The sequence below is a fragment of the Bibersteinia trehalosi USDA-ARS-USMARC-188 genome (genome assembly GCF_000521725.1).
Classification (GTDB): domain Bacteria; phylum Pseudomonadota; class Gammaproteobacteria; order Enterobacterales; family Pasteurellaceae; genus Bibersteinia; species Bibersteinia trehalosi.
The window spans coordinates 467,169-482,238 of sequence record NZ_CP006954.1 but is presented as its reverse complement, the minus strand read 5'-3'; the positions used below and the strand labels follow the sequence as shown (position 1 = coordinate 482,238).

16 protein-coding genes, 4 tRNA genes and 3 pseudogenes are annotated in these 15,070 nt (G+C 38.6%); 18 read left to right on the top strand and 5 right to left on the bottom strand.

Features of this window, described 5'->3' with window-relative positions:
• Nucleotides 1-16: 16 nt before the first annotated feature.
• The 17 genes and pseudogenes from F542_RS02335 to F542_RS11195 all read left to right on the top strand — a co-directional run.
• Nucleotides 17-985, top strand: a complete 969-nt coding sequence (locus tag F542_RS02335) for an aminodeoxychorismate synthase component I (protein WP_025266820.1) — start codon at nucleotides 17-19, stop codon at nucleotides 983-985.
• Complete coding sequence (locus F542_RS02330) at nucleotides 963-1,565, top strand: aminotransferase class IV family protein (protein WP_015433190.1); 603 nt, start codon at nucleotides 963-965, stop codon at nucleotides 1,563-1,565. Before F542_RS02335 ends, F542_RS02330 begins: the two co-directional genes overlap by 23 nt.
• A 130-nt stretch (nucleotides 1,566-1,695) precedes the next feature.
• Nucleotides 1,696-2,817, top strand: coding sequence for a recombinase RecA (gene recA / locus F542_RS02325; protein ID WP_015433191.1), 1,122 nt, complete (start codon nucleotides 1,696-1,698; stop codon nucleotides 2,815-2,817).
• 39 nt (nucleotides 2,818-2,856) lie between these two features.
• Nucleotides 2,857-3,330, top strand: a complete 474-nt coding sequence (gene recX / locus F542_RS02320; protein ID WP_015433192.1) for a recombination regulator RecX — start codon at nucleotides 2,857-2,859, stop codon at nucleotides 3,328-3,330.
• On the top strand, nucleotides 3,317-3,631 hold the full coding sequence (yqfB, locus tag F542_RS02315) for a N(4)-acetylcytidine aminohydrolase (RefSeq protein WP_025266818.1): 315 nt from the start codon (nucleotides 3,317-3,319) through the stop codon (nucleotides 3,629-3,631). The genes recX and yqfB overlap by 14 nt, the downstream gene beginning before the upstream one ends.
• The gene (locus F542_RS02310; protein WP_015433194.1) at nucleotides 3,631-4,161 is read left to right on the top strand and encodes a DNA topoisomerase family protein; all 531 of its coding nucleotides are present in this window, start codon (nucleotides 3,631-3,633) and stop codon (nucleotides 4,159-4,161) included. The genes yqfB and F542_RS02310 overlap by 1 nt, the downstream gene beginning before the upstream one ends.
• Entirely contained in the window at nucleotides 4,148-4,702 is a 555-nt protein-coding gene (locus F542_RS02305; protein ID WP_025266817.1) for a Sua5/YciO/YrdC/YwlC family protein, read from the top strand. The genes F542_RS02310 and F542_RS02305 overlap by 14 nt, the downstream gene beginning before the upstream one ends.
• A gap of 2 nt (nucleotides 4,703-4,704) precedes the next feature.
• The gene (aroE, locus tag F542_RS02300) at nucleotides 4,705-5,523 is read left to right on the top strand and encodes a shikimate dehydrogenase (RefSeq protein ID WP_015433196.1); all 819 of its coding nucleotides are present in this window, start codon (nucleotides 4,705-4,707) and stop codon (nucleotides 5,521-5,523) included.
• A 142-nt stretch (nucleotides 5,524-5,665) separates the two neighbouring features.
• Nucleotides 5,666-5,742 (top strand) — tRNA-Met (locus F542_RS02295).
• Nucleotides 5,743-5,744: 2 nt separating this feature from the next.
• Nucleotides 5,745-5,829: transfer RNA gene (locus F542_RS02290), tRNA-Leu, on the top strand.
• 24 nt (nucleotides 5,830-5,853) lie between these two features.
• A tRNA-Gln gene (locus F542_RS02285) sits at nucleotides 5,854-5,928 on the top strand.
• A 50-nt stretch (nucleotides 5,929-5,978) separates the two neighbouring features.
• Nucleotides 5,979-6,053, top strand: a tRNA-Gln gene (locus tag F542_RS02280).
• 100 nt (nucleotides 6,054-6,153) lie between these two features.
• The gene (gene ubiK / locus F542_RS02275) at nucleotides 6,154-6,408 is read left to right on the top strand and encodes a ubiquinone biosynthesis accessory factor UbiK (RefSeq protein ID WP_015433197.1); all 255 of its coding nucleotides are present in this window, start codon (nucleotides 6,154-6,156) and stop codon (nucleotides 6,406-6,408) included.
• Between the two features lie 23 nt (nucleotides 6,409-6,431).
• Nucleotides 6,432-8,072, top strand: a complete 1,641-nt coding sequence (pgi, locus tag F542_RS02270) for a glucose-6-phosphate isomerase (RefSeq protein WP_015433198.1) — start codon at nucleotides 6,432-6,434, stop codon at nucleotides 8,070-8,072.
• Between the two features lie 135 nt (nucleotides 8,073-8,207).
• Nucleotides 8,208-9,182: a GMP reductase gene (locus F542_RS02265; protein ID WP_015433199.1), complete on the top strand. Its 975-nt coding sequence runs from the start codon at nucleotides 8,208-8,210 to the stop codon at nucleotides 9,180-9,182.
• Between the two features lie 95 nt (nucleotides 9,183-9,277).
• Nucleotides 9,278-9,717, top strand: a pseudogene (locus F542_RS11100) (helix-turn-helix domain-containing protein); the annotation flags it as partial.
• Nucleotides 9,706-9,861: pseudogene (locus F542_RS11195) on the top strand (IS3 family transposase); the annotation flags it as partial. The pseudogenes F542_RS11100 and F542_RS11195, both read left to right, overlap by 12 nt.
• A gap of 44 nt (nucleotides 9,862-9,905) precedes the next feature.
• On the opposite strand, the gene F542_RS02255 reads toward F542_RS11195, so the two are convergent.
• Nucleotides 9,906-11,405, bottom strand: a complete 1,500-nt coding sequence (locus tag F542_RS02255) for a carbon starvation CstA family protein (RefSeq protein WP_025266816.1) — start codon at nucleotides 11,403-11,405, stop codon at nucleotides 9,906-9,908.
• A 300-nt stretch (nucleotides 11,406-11,705) separates the two neighbouring features.
• Between F542_RS02255 and F542_RS02250 the strand changes: the two genes are divergently transcribed.
• The gene (locus F542_RS02250) at nucleotides 11,706-13,091 is read left to right on the top strand and encodes a Do family serine endopeptidase (protein ID WP_015433204.1); all 1,386 of its coding nucleotides are present in this window, start codon (nucleotides 11,706-11,708) and stop codon (nucleotides 13,089-13,091) included.
• 244 nt (nucleotides 13,092-13,335) lie between these two features.
• Here F542_RS02250 and F542_RS11190 read toward each other — a convergent pair.
• The 4 genes and pseudogenes from F542_RS11190 to F542_RS02240 all read right to left on the bottom strand — a co-directional run.
• A pseudogene (locus tag F542_RS11190) lies at nucleotides 13,336-13,560 on the bottom strand (VENN motif pre-toxin domain-containing protein); the annotation flags it as partial.
• A gap of 103 nt (nucleotides 13,561-13,663) precedes the next feature.
• Entirely contained in the window at nucleotides 13,664-13,762 is a 99-nt protein-coding gene (locus F542_RS11185) for an ESPR domain-containing protein (protein WP_081601345.1), read from the bottom strand.
• Between the two features lie 142 nt (nucleotides 13,763-13,904).
• Nucleotides 13,905-14,312 carry a hypothetical protein gene (locus F542_RS10750; protein ID WP_025266815.1) on the bottom strand — a complete coding sequence of 136 codons (408 nt, stop codon included), beginning with the start codon at nucleotides 14,310-14,312 and terminating at the stop codon, nucleotides 13,905-13,907.
• The gene (locus F542_RS02240) at nucleotides 14,299-15,045 is read right to left on the bottom strand and encodes a VENN motif pre-toxin domain-containing protein (protein WP_158329201.1); all 747 of its coding nucleotides are present in this window, start codon (nucleotides 15,043-15,045) and stop codon (nucleotides 14,299-14,301) included. The genes F542_RS10750 and F542_RS02240 overlap by 14 nt, the downstream gene beginning before the upstream one ends.
• Nucleotides 15,046-15,070: the final 25 nt, after the last annotated feature.

Sequence of the window (15,070 nt, the reverse complement as noted above, 5' to 3'; positions counted from 1 at the left end):
CTCTCTCATACCTAAAATGCAAGATTTTATTCAACAAGCAAATCAATTCGGGCAAGAAAAATGCCCGTTTTTCTTTTTGATCGATTTTGAACAGCAAAAACCGATTATTTTCCCATTGGCTCAAGCAAACCTGCATGCACTTCAATTTGTATTTCCTCATTTAGCCATACAAGAATGCATAAATGTTGAGCGTAAATTTACCTTTCAGCCAATCCCCTTAGACTATCCACGTTATCAGGCTGCATTTAATTTTGTTCAACGCGAAATTCAGAAAGGAAACAGCTATTTATTAAATTTAACCTTTCCGACAGAGATTAAAACAAATTATCGTTTAGATGAAATTTTTGCAGCAAGCCATGCCAAGTATAAATGCTATTTAGCTGAGAAATTTGTCTGTTTCTCACCTGAATGCTTTATTAAAATTCAGCACAATAAGATCTATTCTTACCCAATGAAAGGCACAATTAATGCTGCTGAAGAGCATGCAAAAGAAAAATTATTAAACTCCACCAAAGAATTTAGTGAACATAATACGATTGTTGATTTAATCCGAAATGATCTCGCTCTAGTTGCAGAAAATATCCAAGTCACAAAATATCGCTATGTTGAAAAAGTGCATACCCATCGCGGTGCAATTTATCAAACCAGCTCTGAAATTTGTGGTGATTTAGGGGAATATTGGCAAAAAAATATTGGTTCGATACTGGCAAAATTATTGCCAGCAGGCTCAATTAGCGGAGCGCCCAAAGCGAAAACCGTAGAAATTATTCAGCAAGCAGAACAGCAGGAAAGAGGCTATTACACAGGGATTTTTGGCTATTTTGATGGAGAAAATTTAGAAAGTGCTGTGGCTATTCGCTATATTGAACAACAAGATGAGCAATTATTTTTCCGCAGTGGTGGTGGAATTACTTTTTTAAGTCATCTTGATGAAGAATATAATGAAATTCTCGAGAAAGTTTATGTCCCAATTTCCACTCTTTGAAACCATTGCCATTAAGGATGGCATTGCCCAAAATATTGCATATCATCAAGCACGATATGAAAAATCTTGTTTTGGCTATTTTAATGAAACTCCATTATTTGAGTTAAGTAAAATTCTAACTATTCCACAGGAATATAAGCAGGGATTATACCGCTGTAAAATAGCCTATAATCAACACGATTATGAAATTCAATATTTCCCTTATCAAGCAAAAGAGCTCCATTATTTTGATGTTGTTTATTCTGACAATTTAGATTATCAATTTAAATACAGTAATCGCTCTATTTTTCAAACCTTTCCTATCAACCAACATAGTGAGGTGATTATTATCAACAATGGAAAAGTAAGTGATTGTACCATCGGGAATTTGCTTTTTTCAAAACAAGGAAAATGGTATAGCTCAAAAGATTACCTGCTAAAGGGCACACAATTAAGTCGCTTACTAGATGAAAAACAAGTTGAATTACTTGATATTCCTGTAGAAAGTTTAGGCAACTTTGAACAAATTATGCTAATCAATGCACTTAATCCGTTCGATCTAGCACGTGCGCTCCCCATACAAGCGGTACGTTTTGCATAAAATTTTACGATCAGGATCGAAAAATTTACAAAAAACAGTTGAAACTGTATGAGTAAACAGTATAATAATTTACAGTTATTGATGCACAGCCCGCCCAAACTATTTTGGGCAAGATAAAATAGGAAACATTATGGCTAGCGAGAAAAAAAATCAGAAAAACCAAGTGGTAAAGCAAACAGATCCTGAAGCAAGAGAGAAAGCACTTACTGCAGCATTAGCACAAATTGAAAAACAGTTTGGTAAAGGCTCTGTAATGACTTTAGGCCAAACCCAAACCCTTGATATTGAAGCGGTTTCAACAGGATCTATCGGTTTGGATTTAGCACTCGGTATCGGTGGTTTACCGATGGGGCGTATCGTTGAGATCTTCGGTCCTGAATCTTCAGGGAAAACAACACTTACCCTTTCTCTTATTGCACAAGCACAAAAAACAGATAAAACTTGCGCATTCATTGATGCAGAGCATGCTCTCGATCCTGTCTATGCGCGTAAATTAGGGGTAAATACCGATAAATTATTGATTTCTCAACCAGATAATGGTGAACAAGCATTAGAAATCTGTGATGCATTAGTTCGCTCTGGCGCTGTAGATGTCATTATCGTGGACTCAGTTGCTGCATTAACGCCGAAAGCAGAAATTGAAGGCGATATGGGCGATTCTCATATGGGATTACAAGCTCGTTTGATGTCACAAGCACTGCGTAAATTGACTGCAAACATCAAAAATACCAACTGCCTAGTGGTATTTATTAACCAAATTCGTATGAAAATTGGTGTCATGTTTGGAAATCCTGAAACAACTACAGGTGGTAACGCACTTAAATTCTACTCTTCAGTACGTTTAGATATCCGCCGTGCAGGAGTGGTAAAAGAAGGTGATGAGATTTTGGGTAACCAAACAAAAGTTAAAGTGGTGAAAAATAAGGTTGCGCCACCATTCCGCGAAGTGATGTTTGATATTATGTATGGTCAAGGCATTTCTCGTATGAGTGAACTATTAATCTTGGCTGAAGCTCAAGGTTTAATCAAAAAATCTGGTGCTTGGTTCTCTTATGAAGGGGAGAAAATTGGCCAAGGTAAAAATAATGCAATTAAGTGGTTAAAAGAAAATCCAGAAATTGCGGATAAAATTGAACAAGATATTCGTGAGTTGCTAACAAACAGCCCAGAAAAAGCCTTGATCGCAGAGTCTTCTAGTGATGATGGCGATGATTTAGTTAATAATAGCGAAGAATTTAACGAAGAGTTTTAAGAATGGGAATGCGGTTTAAATAAACCGCATTTTTTATTGATGACAGCAAAATATAGTGCACTAAATTATTTACTCTATTTGCTTTCCAAACGGGACTATAGTGAATTAGAGCTTAAACGTAAACTCAAACTGAAAGCCTATACTAATGATGAAATTGAGCAAGCAATGAGCAAAGCTCAAGAAAATCATTGGCAAAGTGACGAACGATTCTGTGCAAGCTATCTGCGATATAGAGCATTGCAAGGCTATGGGCCACGCCGTTTACGTCAAGAACTCTTGCAAAAAGGTATCAAAGATTGGATGATTCAACAAGCTCTGGATAATTGTGAAGTCGATTGGTTTGAATTAGCCGAAAGCGTTTTTGAGAAAAAGCGGCCACATGTTTGGGATCTCAAGGCAAAACAGAAAATGTGGCGATATATGATAAGCCATGGCTTTGCTAATGATCACTTTTCACATTTAATGGATTTAGATTACGGCGATAATTACGATGCAGAATATACAGATGAATAAAATTACCTTTTTCTCACGCTTTGAAAACGATATTGTTAATGGTAAAAAAACCATTACAATTCGAGATAAATCAGAATCTTTTTATCAAGCAGGACAAGAGCTTTGTGTTTTTACCAATGAAACAGACCGCTTGTTTGCCAAAATTCAAGTATTATCTGTTGAACCTATCCACGTTGAACAGCTTTCAGAGCAACATGCTAAACAAGAAAATATGAGCTTGTCAGAATTACGCCAAGTGATTAAAGAGATTTATCCAGAAGAACAGCAACTTTTTGTAATTACATTTGAGCTAATCAAATAATGAGTCTATTTGAATCCAGCAAACAGCGAGAGATTTGCCCTGAATGCGGTGCAATGTTACAGATTAAACGTGGCAAGCAAGGCTTATTTCTTGGCTGCAGTGCTTACCCGCAATGCCATTACATTAAATCATTGCAACAGAGTTATCATATAATCAAAACACTAGATGAGCCTTGTCCAGATTGCAACGCCCTATTACAACTGAAACAGGGTTCATTCGGTATTTTTATTGGCTGTAGTGATTATCCCAATTGCCGTTTTGTCGTACATGAACAAGTGGAACAGGAAGAAGAATTTGATTGTCCTGAATGTAGCACGGGTAAATTGGTTAAACGTACAGGGCGTTCAGGTAAAGCATTCTATGCTTGTAATGCCTATCCAAAATGTAAATTTACTTTAGCAATAAAGCCTGTAAAAAGGTGCTGCCCTGAGTGCAATTACCCTTTGGCTCTTGCCCAAAAACAGCAATACCAATGCGCCAATAAACTATGTCAGCATATTTTTAATGAAAAGCCAAATGACAACAATTAAACAAATTGCAGAAAAACTAAAGCAGGATCAAGTCGTAGCCTATCCAACCGAAGCAGTGTTCGGATTGGGCTGTAATCCGAATAGCGAACAGGCTGTAAAGAAGTTACTTGCTCTGAAACATCGCCCAGAGGAAAAGGGGCTAATATTGATCGCTCCTCATTTAGATTTCTTAATGCCCTATATTGACGATAACCGTTTAAGCGAGAAGGAATGGCAGCGTTTCCACCAAATTTCAGATAAAGCAATAACTTGGATTATGCCTGCTAAAGCGAATGTACCATCTTATCTAAAAGGAAAATTTGATTCTATCGCTGTGCGTCTATGTCAAATTCCTGCCGTTGAACAGCTATGCAATAGCGTAGGCTTTGCGCTCACTTCAACCAGTGCTAATTTAAGCGGCTTACCGCCTTGTAAAACAGTCACTGAAGTATTGGCACAATTTGGAACCCATTTTCCGGTTTTGGATATGCCTACAGGTGGAAAAAGCAACCCTTCAGAAATTCGTGATATTTTCACACAACAGATTTTACGAAAAGGATAACAATGAACCAATATGCCGTATGGGGAAACCCTATCCAACAGAGTAAATCTCCCCGTATTCATCAACTTTTTGCCAAACAGACAGATAAAGCAATCAATTATATTGCTAAATTAGGTGATGAAACCCTATTTGAACAGCAATTAACGGGCTTCTTTAACTCGGGGGCGAAAGGAGCCAATATTACCGCGCCGTTTAAAGAACGCGCATTTGCCTTAGCGGATATACATAGTGAAGCTTGTTTACAAGCCCAAGCTTGTAATACATTAAAGCGCTTAGACGATGGAAGATTATATGCCGACAATACAGATGGGCTGGGCTTAATCGCAGATTTAAAACGTTTAACTTGGTTAAAACCAACACAACGAGTATTAATTTTAGGTGCTGGCGGCGCAACAAAAGGCGTGCTTTATCCACTATTACAAGCTCAACAAAGCGTTACACTTTATAATCGCACCCCCCAGAAAGCGGTTGATTTAGCTGAAAAATTTGCAAAATTTGGTGAAATTCAAGCCGCTTGTTGGAACGAAATCTGCCAGCAACAATTTGATTTAATCATTAATGCCACTTCACTAGGCTTACAAGGAAAATGTGTGGAATTACCCGTATCACTACTTGTGTCTGCCAATATATATGATATGCAATATGCGCCTCAGCAAAAGACCCCTTTTTTAAATTATGCTCGAGCAAATGGTGCAGAAAATTGCCAAGACGGCTTAGGTATGCTTGTTGGTCAGGCAGCCTATGCTTTCCAATTATGGGAGGGAAGCTTTCCAGAAATTGTGCCAGTACTACAACAATTATCAGCAGAAATGAATAGTTAAGCAGTTTTCTACTGTTTTTTACGCAATTTGCCGAAACTCTATGCAAAAGAACGCAAAAATTTATTTTTTTAAAAAAAGTATTTGACGAACAAAGGGGAAATCAGCATAATACGCCCCGCAAAGCCGATATGGTTACGCAAATGGCTACATAGCTCAGCTGGTTAGAGCACAACACTCATAATGTTGGGGTCGCAAGTTCGAATCTCGCTGTAGCCACCATTGCGGGAATGGCGAAATTGGTAGACGCACCAGATTTAGGTTCTGGCGCCGAGAGGTGTGTGGGTTCAAGTCCCTCTTCCCGCACCATTTAATGGCTTGCAAAAATACGACTGGAGTATCGCCAAGCGGTAAGGCACTGGGTTTTGATCCCAGCATTCCTAGGTTCGAATCCTAGTACTCCAGCCATCTTGTTCATCATATCTCTAATAGCTAACTTAAAGTTAGTTTTTTTCATTTGGGGTATCGCCAAGCGGTAAGGCACCGGGTTTTGATCCCGGCATTCCTAGGTTCGAATCCTAGTACCCCAGCCATTTCTTCCCAATAAATTTCTTAATAAATATCGCATTATTTGCTTTTGCTTATCGCTGAAATTCTTTAAAATTCTCCGCTGTATTTTTCTAGGAGAATGTTATGCTTAATCCCAAAAATTTAGAATCAATCGCACAGCAGCTTCATAATGCTCTGCCGCAACCGTTAAAAAATCTTGGTATCGATCTTGAAGAAAAATTTAAACAGATTTTACAAGCTCAACTCGCGAAATTGGATGTAGTTACCCGCGAAGAATTTGACGTTCAATCACAAGTATTATTACGCACCCGTGAGAAACTGAATGAGTTAGAAAAACGTCTTGATACACTACTAAATGACAAATCTGAACAGAATTAATTTTTAATCTTAGAGGACTATCAATGCAAAATATCAATCCAACTCAAACTTTTGCTTGGAACGCGTTAGCTCAGCATAAAATGGAAAACCTCACTATTCCACAACTTTTTGCTGATGAACCAAACCGGTTCGATAAATACTCCCTCCGCTTTGAAGATCAAATATTGGTTGATTTTTCTAAAAATGCGGTGAACCAACAGACCTTAACCCTACTACGCCAACTTGCAGAGGAGTGCCAGCTTAAATCTGCAACCTATGCAATGTTCAACGGCGAAAAAATTAATCGCACAGAAAACCGCGCCGTACTACACACTGCATTACGTAATCGAGCAAATACCCCTGTAGTAGTGGATGGTAAAGATGTGATGCCTGAGGTAAATGCAGTACTGGCAAAAATGAAAGATTTCTGCGAGAAAGTAATCTCAGGCGAATGGAAAGGATACACAGGCAAAGCAATTACCGATGTCATCAATATTGGGATTGGTGGTTCAGATTTAGGCCCTTACATGGTTACAGAGGCTCTACGCCCGTATAAAAATCATCTGAATATGCACTTTGTCTCAAACGTGGATGGTACACATATTGCCGAAACTCTACGCAAAGTGAATCCTGAAACTACTCTAGTCCTAGTAGCAAGTAAAACTTTTACGACTCAAGAAACCATGACCAATGCATATTCTGCTCGTAATTGGTTATTGGCTGCAGCAAAAGATGAGTCCGCGGTAGCAAAACACTTTATCGCACTCTCTACCAATGTAAAAGAAGTTGAGAAATTCGGCATTGATACAGCCAATATGTTTGAATTCTGGGATTGGGTGGGAGGCCGCTACTCACTCTGGTCAGCAATTGGCTTATCTATCGCGCTCTCACTCGGTTTTGAAAATTTTGAGCAACTGCTTGCTGGTGCGCACGCAATGGACAAACATTTCCTCAATGCGCCAATTGAACAAAATATTCCAACTACCCTTGCACTTATCGGCATTTGGAATAATAATTTTTTAGGTGCAGAGAGTGAAGCTATCCTGCCTTATGACCAATATATGCACCGTTTCGCGGCCTACTTCCAACAAGGTAATATGGAGTCGAACGGTAAATTTGTCGGCAGAGACGGCAAAGCGGTGGGCTACCAAACCGGTCCAATTATCTGGGGAGAACCCGGCACCAATGGTCAGCATGCTTTCTACCAATTAATTCACCAAGGTACAACATTAATTCCGTGTGATTTTATTGCCCCAGCACAAACCCACAATCCTCTTGCTGACCATCATAGCAAATTACTATCTAACTTCTTTGCCCAAACTGAAGCATTAGCTTTCGGAAAAGCAAAAGAGATTGTTGAACAAGAGTTCTTACAAGCGGGTAAAAAACTCGAAGAAGTTGCAAATATTGTGCCATTTAAAGTATTTACAGGCAATAAACCAACCAACTCTATCTTGCTACAAAAAATCACCCCATACACGCTTGGCGCATTGATTGCGATGTATGAACACAAAATATTTGTACAAGGTGTGATCTTCAATATTTATAGCTTCGACCAATGGGGTGTTGAGCTAGGTAAACAACTTGCTAACCGCATACTGCCAGAGCTGGAAAATAACGAACAAATCACAAGCCACGATAGTTCTACCAATGGCTTAATTAACCAGTTTAAAGCGTGGCGATAATTTGTATCAAAGGCCTACAGAATTTGTAGGCTTTTTTATTTTTATCTCTTGCAAAGCAAACGGTTGTAAAGTAGAATTCTTCGTCAATACTACCGTATTGGCACCCTTTTATTATTTTATATACAGGAGTGTCCCATGGAAGTTTTCGATTACGAAGATATTCAACTTATCCCTAATAAATGTATTGTTAGTAGCCGTAAAGAGTGCGATACCAGCGTTAAATTCGGTAACCATACTTTTAAAATCCCTGTTGTTCCCGCCAATATGCAAACCGTCATCAACGAAGAACTTGCAGAATGGTTTGCTCAAAATCACTACTTCTATATTATGCATCGCTTTGATGAAAGCGCTCGCAAACCTTTTGTCAAAAAGATGAAAGAAAAAGGATTAATCGCATCAATCAGTATTGGGGTTAAAGATTACGAATATGACTTTGTACGAGAACTCGTCGCTGAAAATCTCGTTCCTGACTATATCACTATTGATGTGGCTCACGGACATTCAGATGATGTAATTAGAATGATCCAATTTATAAAACAACACTTACCATCTACATTTCTAATTGCTGGTAATGTAGGTACTCCTGAAGGCGTACGTGAATTAGAAAATGCAGGCGCTGATGCTACTAAAGTGGGAATTGGACCTGGTCGAGTTTGTATTACGAAACTGAAAACAGGCTTTGGTACCGGTGGCTGGCAGTTAGCTGCAGTTCGCTTATGTGCAAAAGCAGCACGTAAACCAATTATTGCCGATGGCGGTATCCGTCACCATTGTGACATAGTAAAATCAGTACGTTTTGGCGCCTCGATGGTAATGATTGGATCACTGCTTGCTGCTCATGAAGAAAGCCCAGGCGTAAATGCAGAAATCAATGGCAAACAATATAAAGAGTATTTCGGTAGTGCCTCTGAATTCCAAAAAGGCGAGCGTAAAAATGTGGAAGGCAAAAAAGAGATGATTCCAGTTCGTGGTAAACTTGCTGACACATTGAACGAAATGCAACAAGATATTCAATCTGCTATTTCTTACGCTGGTGGTCGAGATTTAGCAGCAATTCGCACGGTAGATTATGTCATCGTTCGTAATACCGTATATAACGGAGACAGATGATCAAATAAAAGCCATAAAAAATTAGATTTTTACTAAAATGATCTGCACCCCAAAAGTTGGACTAAACAACCAACAGATTAAGGTGCAGATTTTTTATGGCTCAATACAACCAATCTTTCAAACAACAAGTTATTGGAATTTTATCTTCAACAGGGTAAAACAGCTCACTGCCCCGTCGGCATTTTCAGCTTACAGGTAGAACATGATGACGTTGGATTCAGCAATATAATCACAATGGCATCAATGGGTTAGCTGTTTGTCATACTAAACAGGCTTACTCACCTGAATTCAAATTATCCGTGATACAAGCGGTCAAAAATGGTCAATTTTCTGCAGAATATGCATCTCTATTTTGCTATTGCCAATTCCGGCATTATCAGCCAATGGCTGCACGCCTTTGATAAACAAGGTAATAAACGGTTTATTGTCCAAACCTAAAGCTTGTCCGTCAATGAAACCGAAATACCCGAAAATGCTCCCCCAAAAAACCGAAGAAGAACGCTTGCGTTATCGCATTTTAGAACTGAAAACGAAATGTTATTTTACCGAGCGGTTTGAGACCTTCGAACAGCTTGAACAAACGATTCTCGATGACATTCATTATTACAACCATAAGCGTATTCAAGTGAAATTAAAAGGACTGAGCCCTGTGGAGTACAGAACTCAGTCCTTGAATTAAATTTGTCTAACTTTTTGGGGTCAGATCATTTAAGGGTATTTTAATTACTCTTCGACTTCTTTATCGAACGGTTTGAGTAATTTAAAGAATAGCCCTGCGCACAACAATGCTACCGCAAAACCAAGCCATACAGACAGCGTATAATCTAGGCTCAGTCCAATTGGCGCATTTAAAATAAAGGTTGAACATACACTGGTCATAAAAATTGCAGGCAGTGTTGCCACCCAGTGGAATTTCTTAGTGCGATACAGATATGCACTTACAGCCCATAATGTAATAGTTGCTGTAGTTTGGTTTGCCCAACCAAAATAGCGCCACAAGATTTGAAAATCCACTAACGATACAGCAAAACCGATTGCAAATAGAGGCACAGCAATCATTAGGCGTTTAACAAATGGACGCTGGTCAAATTTTAAGAACTCTGCAATTAATAAACGTGCCGCACGGAAAGATGTATCACCTGAAGTAATTGGCAAAATAACTACACCAAGCACCGCAATAATTCCCCCCACTAAGCCAAGCATACCTACGGCAGAGTCATAAACCACTTTAGATGGAGTACCTTTTAAAGCTTCTTGGAATGAAGCTGTACTATCATAGAAACTTAAGCCAACCATACACCAAATTAAAGCGATAACGCCTTCAGCAATCATTGCTCCATAGAAAATAAAGCGACCTTCTTTTTCATTTTGAGTACAACGAGCCATCAATGGCGACTGAGTTGCGTGGAACCCAGAAATCGCCCCACAAGCGATAGTGATGAAAAGTAATGGCCAGATTGGTGCACCATTAGGATGCATATTACGGAAAAAATCAGCAATACCAACATCACCTCCAACTGTTTGGAAAAATGGAATACCGTTAAAAATTAAGCCAAATAGCATCCCAAAAGTCATAAATAGCAAGAGAGCACCAAAGAATGGGTAAACTTTACCAATAATTTTGTCTACCGGCACAAGCGTCGCGATGATGTAGTAAGCAAAGATAATGGTTGTCCAAACAATTAAAATAGTACCTTTAGAGGCTCCTGCTTCATCATTTACTGCCCCTGCGCTTACTCCTCCTGAATTAATAATATCAGAAGTGATATTAGTTAGAAGAGATGCCGGGCTAGCCACAAATACCACGCCAACTAATAAAAGTAGCAATACTGCAAAGCCGTTCATAAAATGTTTAATCGGAGTGCCTAAATACTTGCCCGCTAAAAATGGTACATTCGCACCACCATTACGGATAGAAAGCATACCTGTTAAATAATCATGCACTGCACCAGCAAAAATGCAACCGAATACAATCCAAAGCATGGCCACTGGGCCATATAATGCCCCTAGGATTGGACCAAAAATTGGCCCTGTGCCTGCAATATTTAATAATTGAATGAGCCAAATTTTCTTTTTAGACATTGGCACATAATCAATGCCATCTCGCATAGAATAGGCCGGAGTCTCACGTTCAGGCTTAATAACAAAGATCTTTTCAATTACTTTTCCATAAATAAAGTAACCTAAAAGTAACATAGCTACACAAAGTAGAAACCATAACATAGTCGGATTTCCTATAAACAGAAATGAAAGTAGAATAATAAATACCAGAAAGGCAGGATATTTTACTTTTTTCATGCTAAAGAATAAATCTCCACACGTCTAAAAGTTATGCTAATGTCAATAATATGTGAAGCATTTCACATATTTAGCCGAATTGTAAAAAGCAAACTCTGTCTTTTGTTGAAATTTCAAGCTATCGTACACAATTTTTCGAACCGCTGAAATTTTTCTCTGTCATATCAGCTACAGATTGCGGATGTTCTCCGCTCATTTCATAATCAATAATAGTAAGGAAATAGAATGACAAAATTAAATAAAACACTACTCTCTTCACTCATCTTAGGCTTATGCACTTTATCATTTCCAATAAATGCCCACGCTAGCTTACCAAATGCGGTTGATGGACAAACACTACCTAGCCTTGCTCCTATGATTGAAAAAGTTCGCCCCGCAGTGGTTAGTATTGCAGTTGAAGGTAAAACAGAGAGCCGTTCAACTCGACAGCGAATGGTACCAGATGAATTTGATTTCTTCTTTGGCCCAGATATGTTTGGCGATCGTCAAAGTAGTCCACGCCAATTCCGAGGAGAAGGTTCTGGCGTCATCATTAATGCGGAAAAAGGCTATGTAGTAACGAACAACCACGTTATTGATAAGGCCGATAAAATTACGGTAAAACTTGAAGATGGGCGTGAGTTTAAAGCCAAATTAGTTGGTGCAGATCCACAATCAGATGTTGCCTTGCTCCAGCTTGAAGATCCTAAAAACCTAACTGAAATTAAAATCGCCGATTCAGATAAACTACGTGTAGGCGATTTTACTGTTGCAATCGGTAATCCATTTGGCTTAGGACAAACAGTTACTTCGGGTATTGTCTCTGCACTTGGGCGCTCAACAGGTAGTATTGATTCTGGTTATGAAAGCTATATTCAAACCGATGCAGCGGTAAACCGCGGTAACTCCGGAGGTCCATTACTCAACTTGCAAGGCGAATTAATCGGGATTAATACTGCTATTATCTCGCCTAGTGGCGGCAATGCTGGAATTGCTTTTGCTATTCCGAGCAATATGGCAAATAACCTTGTCCAGCAAATTATTGAATTTGGCGAAGTAAAACGTGGTTTACTAGGGATTAAAGGGGGCGAATTAAACGCTGATCTTGCTAAAGAATTCAATGTCGATGCTCAACAAGGCGCTTTTGTTAGCGAGGTTATGGCTGATTCTGCTGCGGCAAAAGCTGGCTTAAAAGCAGGTGACGTGATTACTGCTTTAAACGGCCAAAAAATCCGCAGCTTTGCCGAATTACGAGCTAAAGTCGCAACCACTGGTGCAGGCAAAGAAATCGAATTAACCTATCTACGTGATAATAAAGAAGATACGGTTAAAGTGACCTTGCAATCTGATGAACAAACAAAAACGACCGCCGATAATCTGCTACCTGCGTTAAAAGGAGCTGAATTCAGCAACTATGACGAAAAAGGATTAAAAGGTGTTGAGATCACTAAAGTTGAAAAAGGCTCAATCGCAGAGCGTTATGACTTTAAAAAAGGCGATATCATTGTTGGTGTAAACCGCAGTAAAGTTGAAAATATTGGTGAATTACGCAAAATCTTAGATAAAAAACCGTCTGTTGTGGCACTAAATGTCGTACGAGATGGTGCAAATTTCTATGTAATCTTACAGTAAAAAGAGAAAATAGGGCGGTTACACACCGCCTTATTTTTAGGCATAAGAACAAAATGATATCCCGTTGTAGAAGATCAGACAATTCACTTCCTGTATTTATTGTAAATATCACAATTCTGTTTTCTATGGTAGCAATAAAGCCACCTGCTTGTTTTAAATACATAACCATTATCATATAATCTGTCAGTAACAAATTATTCTCCACCGCATTCTCAGCCACAACCATCCCAATACTTGCATTCGCTAAAGTCTCAGCTCCATTACCGCCACTTACCACTCCGCTCGCAATGCCTGCTAATGCTTTGCTTGCATTGAGTAAGTTCTGTTTTTCCTCCTCGTTAAGCTCACTCAGTTGTTTGCCGTAAACCGTTTCCACAAGTATTCTCGCCCCAAGTTCGCCCACGCCTACTGCAACCGCTCCTGCTGTGGCACTGCCGCCTGCAAGTTCGGCCCCCGATAATGCGAGCATCTTAACTATTACCAAACAAGCGCTTGATTTACCGCTAAAATTTGCAAGATATTGGAATAATTAACCGATTTTTACTTATATTAAATAGCACTAGCTGTGGACACTACGCTATCAGGTGCTTTCCTGCTGATTTAGCTAGTTCTGAAACTACAATGAATTGTTGAGTAGTTTTATTGAAAATAACTTTATAAATATTATTCATAATTAACTACTTTTCACTATTACTAAACGATATGGAATAAATAAAAACAATAACAATTTTATTTTCACAATCATTTCTCTCTTTATTTTTATACATATATCAACTATGTACCACCAGTGTAAACTATGATCATATTGCGAATTTACTCAATACAATAAGACATTCTATATTGATAATTTATTGTTAATTTCTTATCCCTACTAATAAGAAACCCTGAATGTCCTTTGCAAAAAAGATGGCTGCCATACTTCAGTTTATCTGATGTTTTTACAAACCCCATACTTTCAATTTTTGAAAAAAATCTATTTGTATAATCAACATTCAAATCAGAGAAGTAAATAACCAAAATAAATCCATCAAGTATCCTACCGCCAAATTGTTCAAATTTCCCATCCAACGAACTAGTTTCACTGATGATAGAGTTATATATATTTCTAGTTTCTTTTTCTATCCATTGATCTCCTGAAAATCTACTACTAATCAATAAAAATACATTCCAGATTATTACACATATAAAAAGAGGAAATAACATAGATTTATTTATCTTCATTATTAATTCCTTTTAAATAACCTTGATCTATACTTCCTCCACTACCTCCAACACCAACGCCTAATTCAATATTTTTATATGATTTATCTGCTGGATTTACAGAAATTGTTTGTCCATAACCTGCACAAACTAATTTATAGCAGCCACTAGCACCAATACCAGGGCCTTGTAGATTTCTAGATATACTATCCCCTGTAATTCTCATTTTTTCAGAATTTTTTAGATCACTATTCTCTAAATTAGTAAACCAGCCCAAACTTGCTCCTGCTGAAGCTCCAAATCTATTTGGTAGCACCACTGGAGAAAAACTTCCTCCATAAAAAACGTCAAAGTTTCGTAAATTGACAGCCACCTTACTATCTATTCCATAAACTCCTAAATTTACCACAGCATAATGAGGAGCATATTTATCAGCAACATCAACAACCTCCTCTACAGCCGCTTCTGCTGCCTTTTTCTCTATCTCTTTTTTGACTTTTTCTCCTTCTTCCAATAGCCCTAATTGAACTATCTGATTAGAGTTTTCCATAGCCTGCTTGAGAAAATTATTCTCCACCGCATTCTCAGCCACAACCATTCCAACACTTGCATTCGCTAAAGTCTCAGCTCCATTGCCTCCACTTACCACTCCGCTGGCAACGCCTGCCAATGCTTTGCTTGCATTAAGTAGGTTCTGTTTTTCCTCCTCGTTAAGCTCACTCGGTTGCTTACCGTAAACCGTTTCAGCCAGCACTTTTGCCCCGAGTTCGCCCACGCCT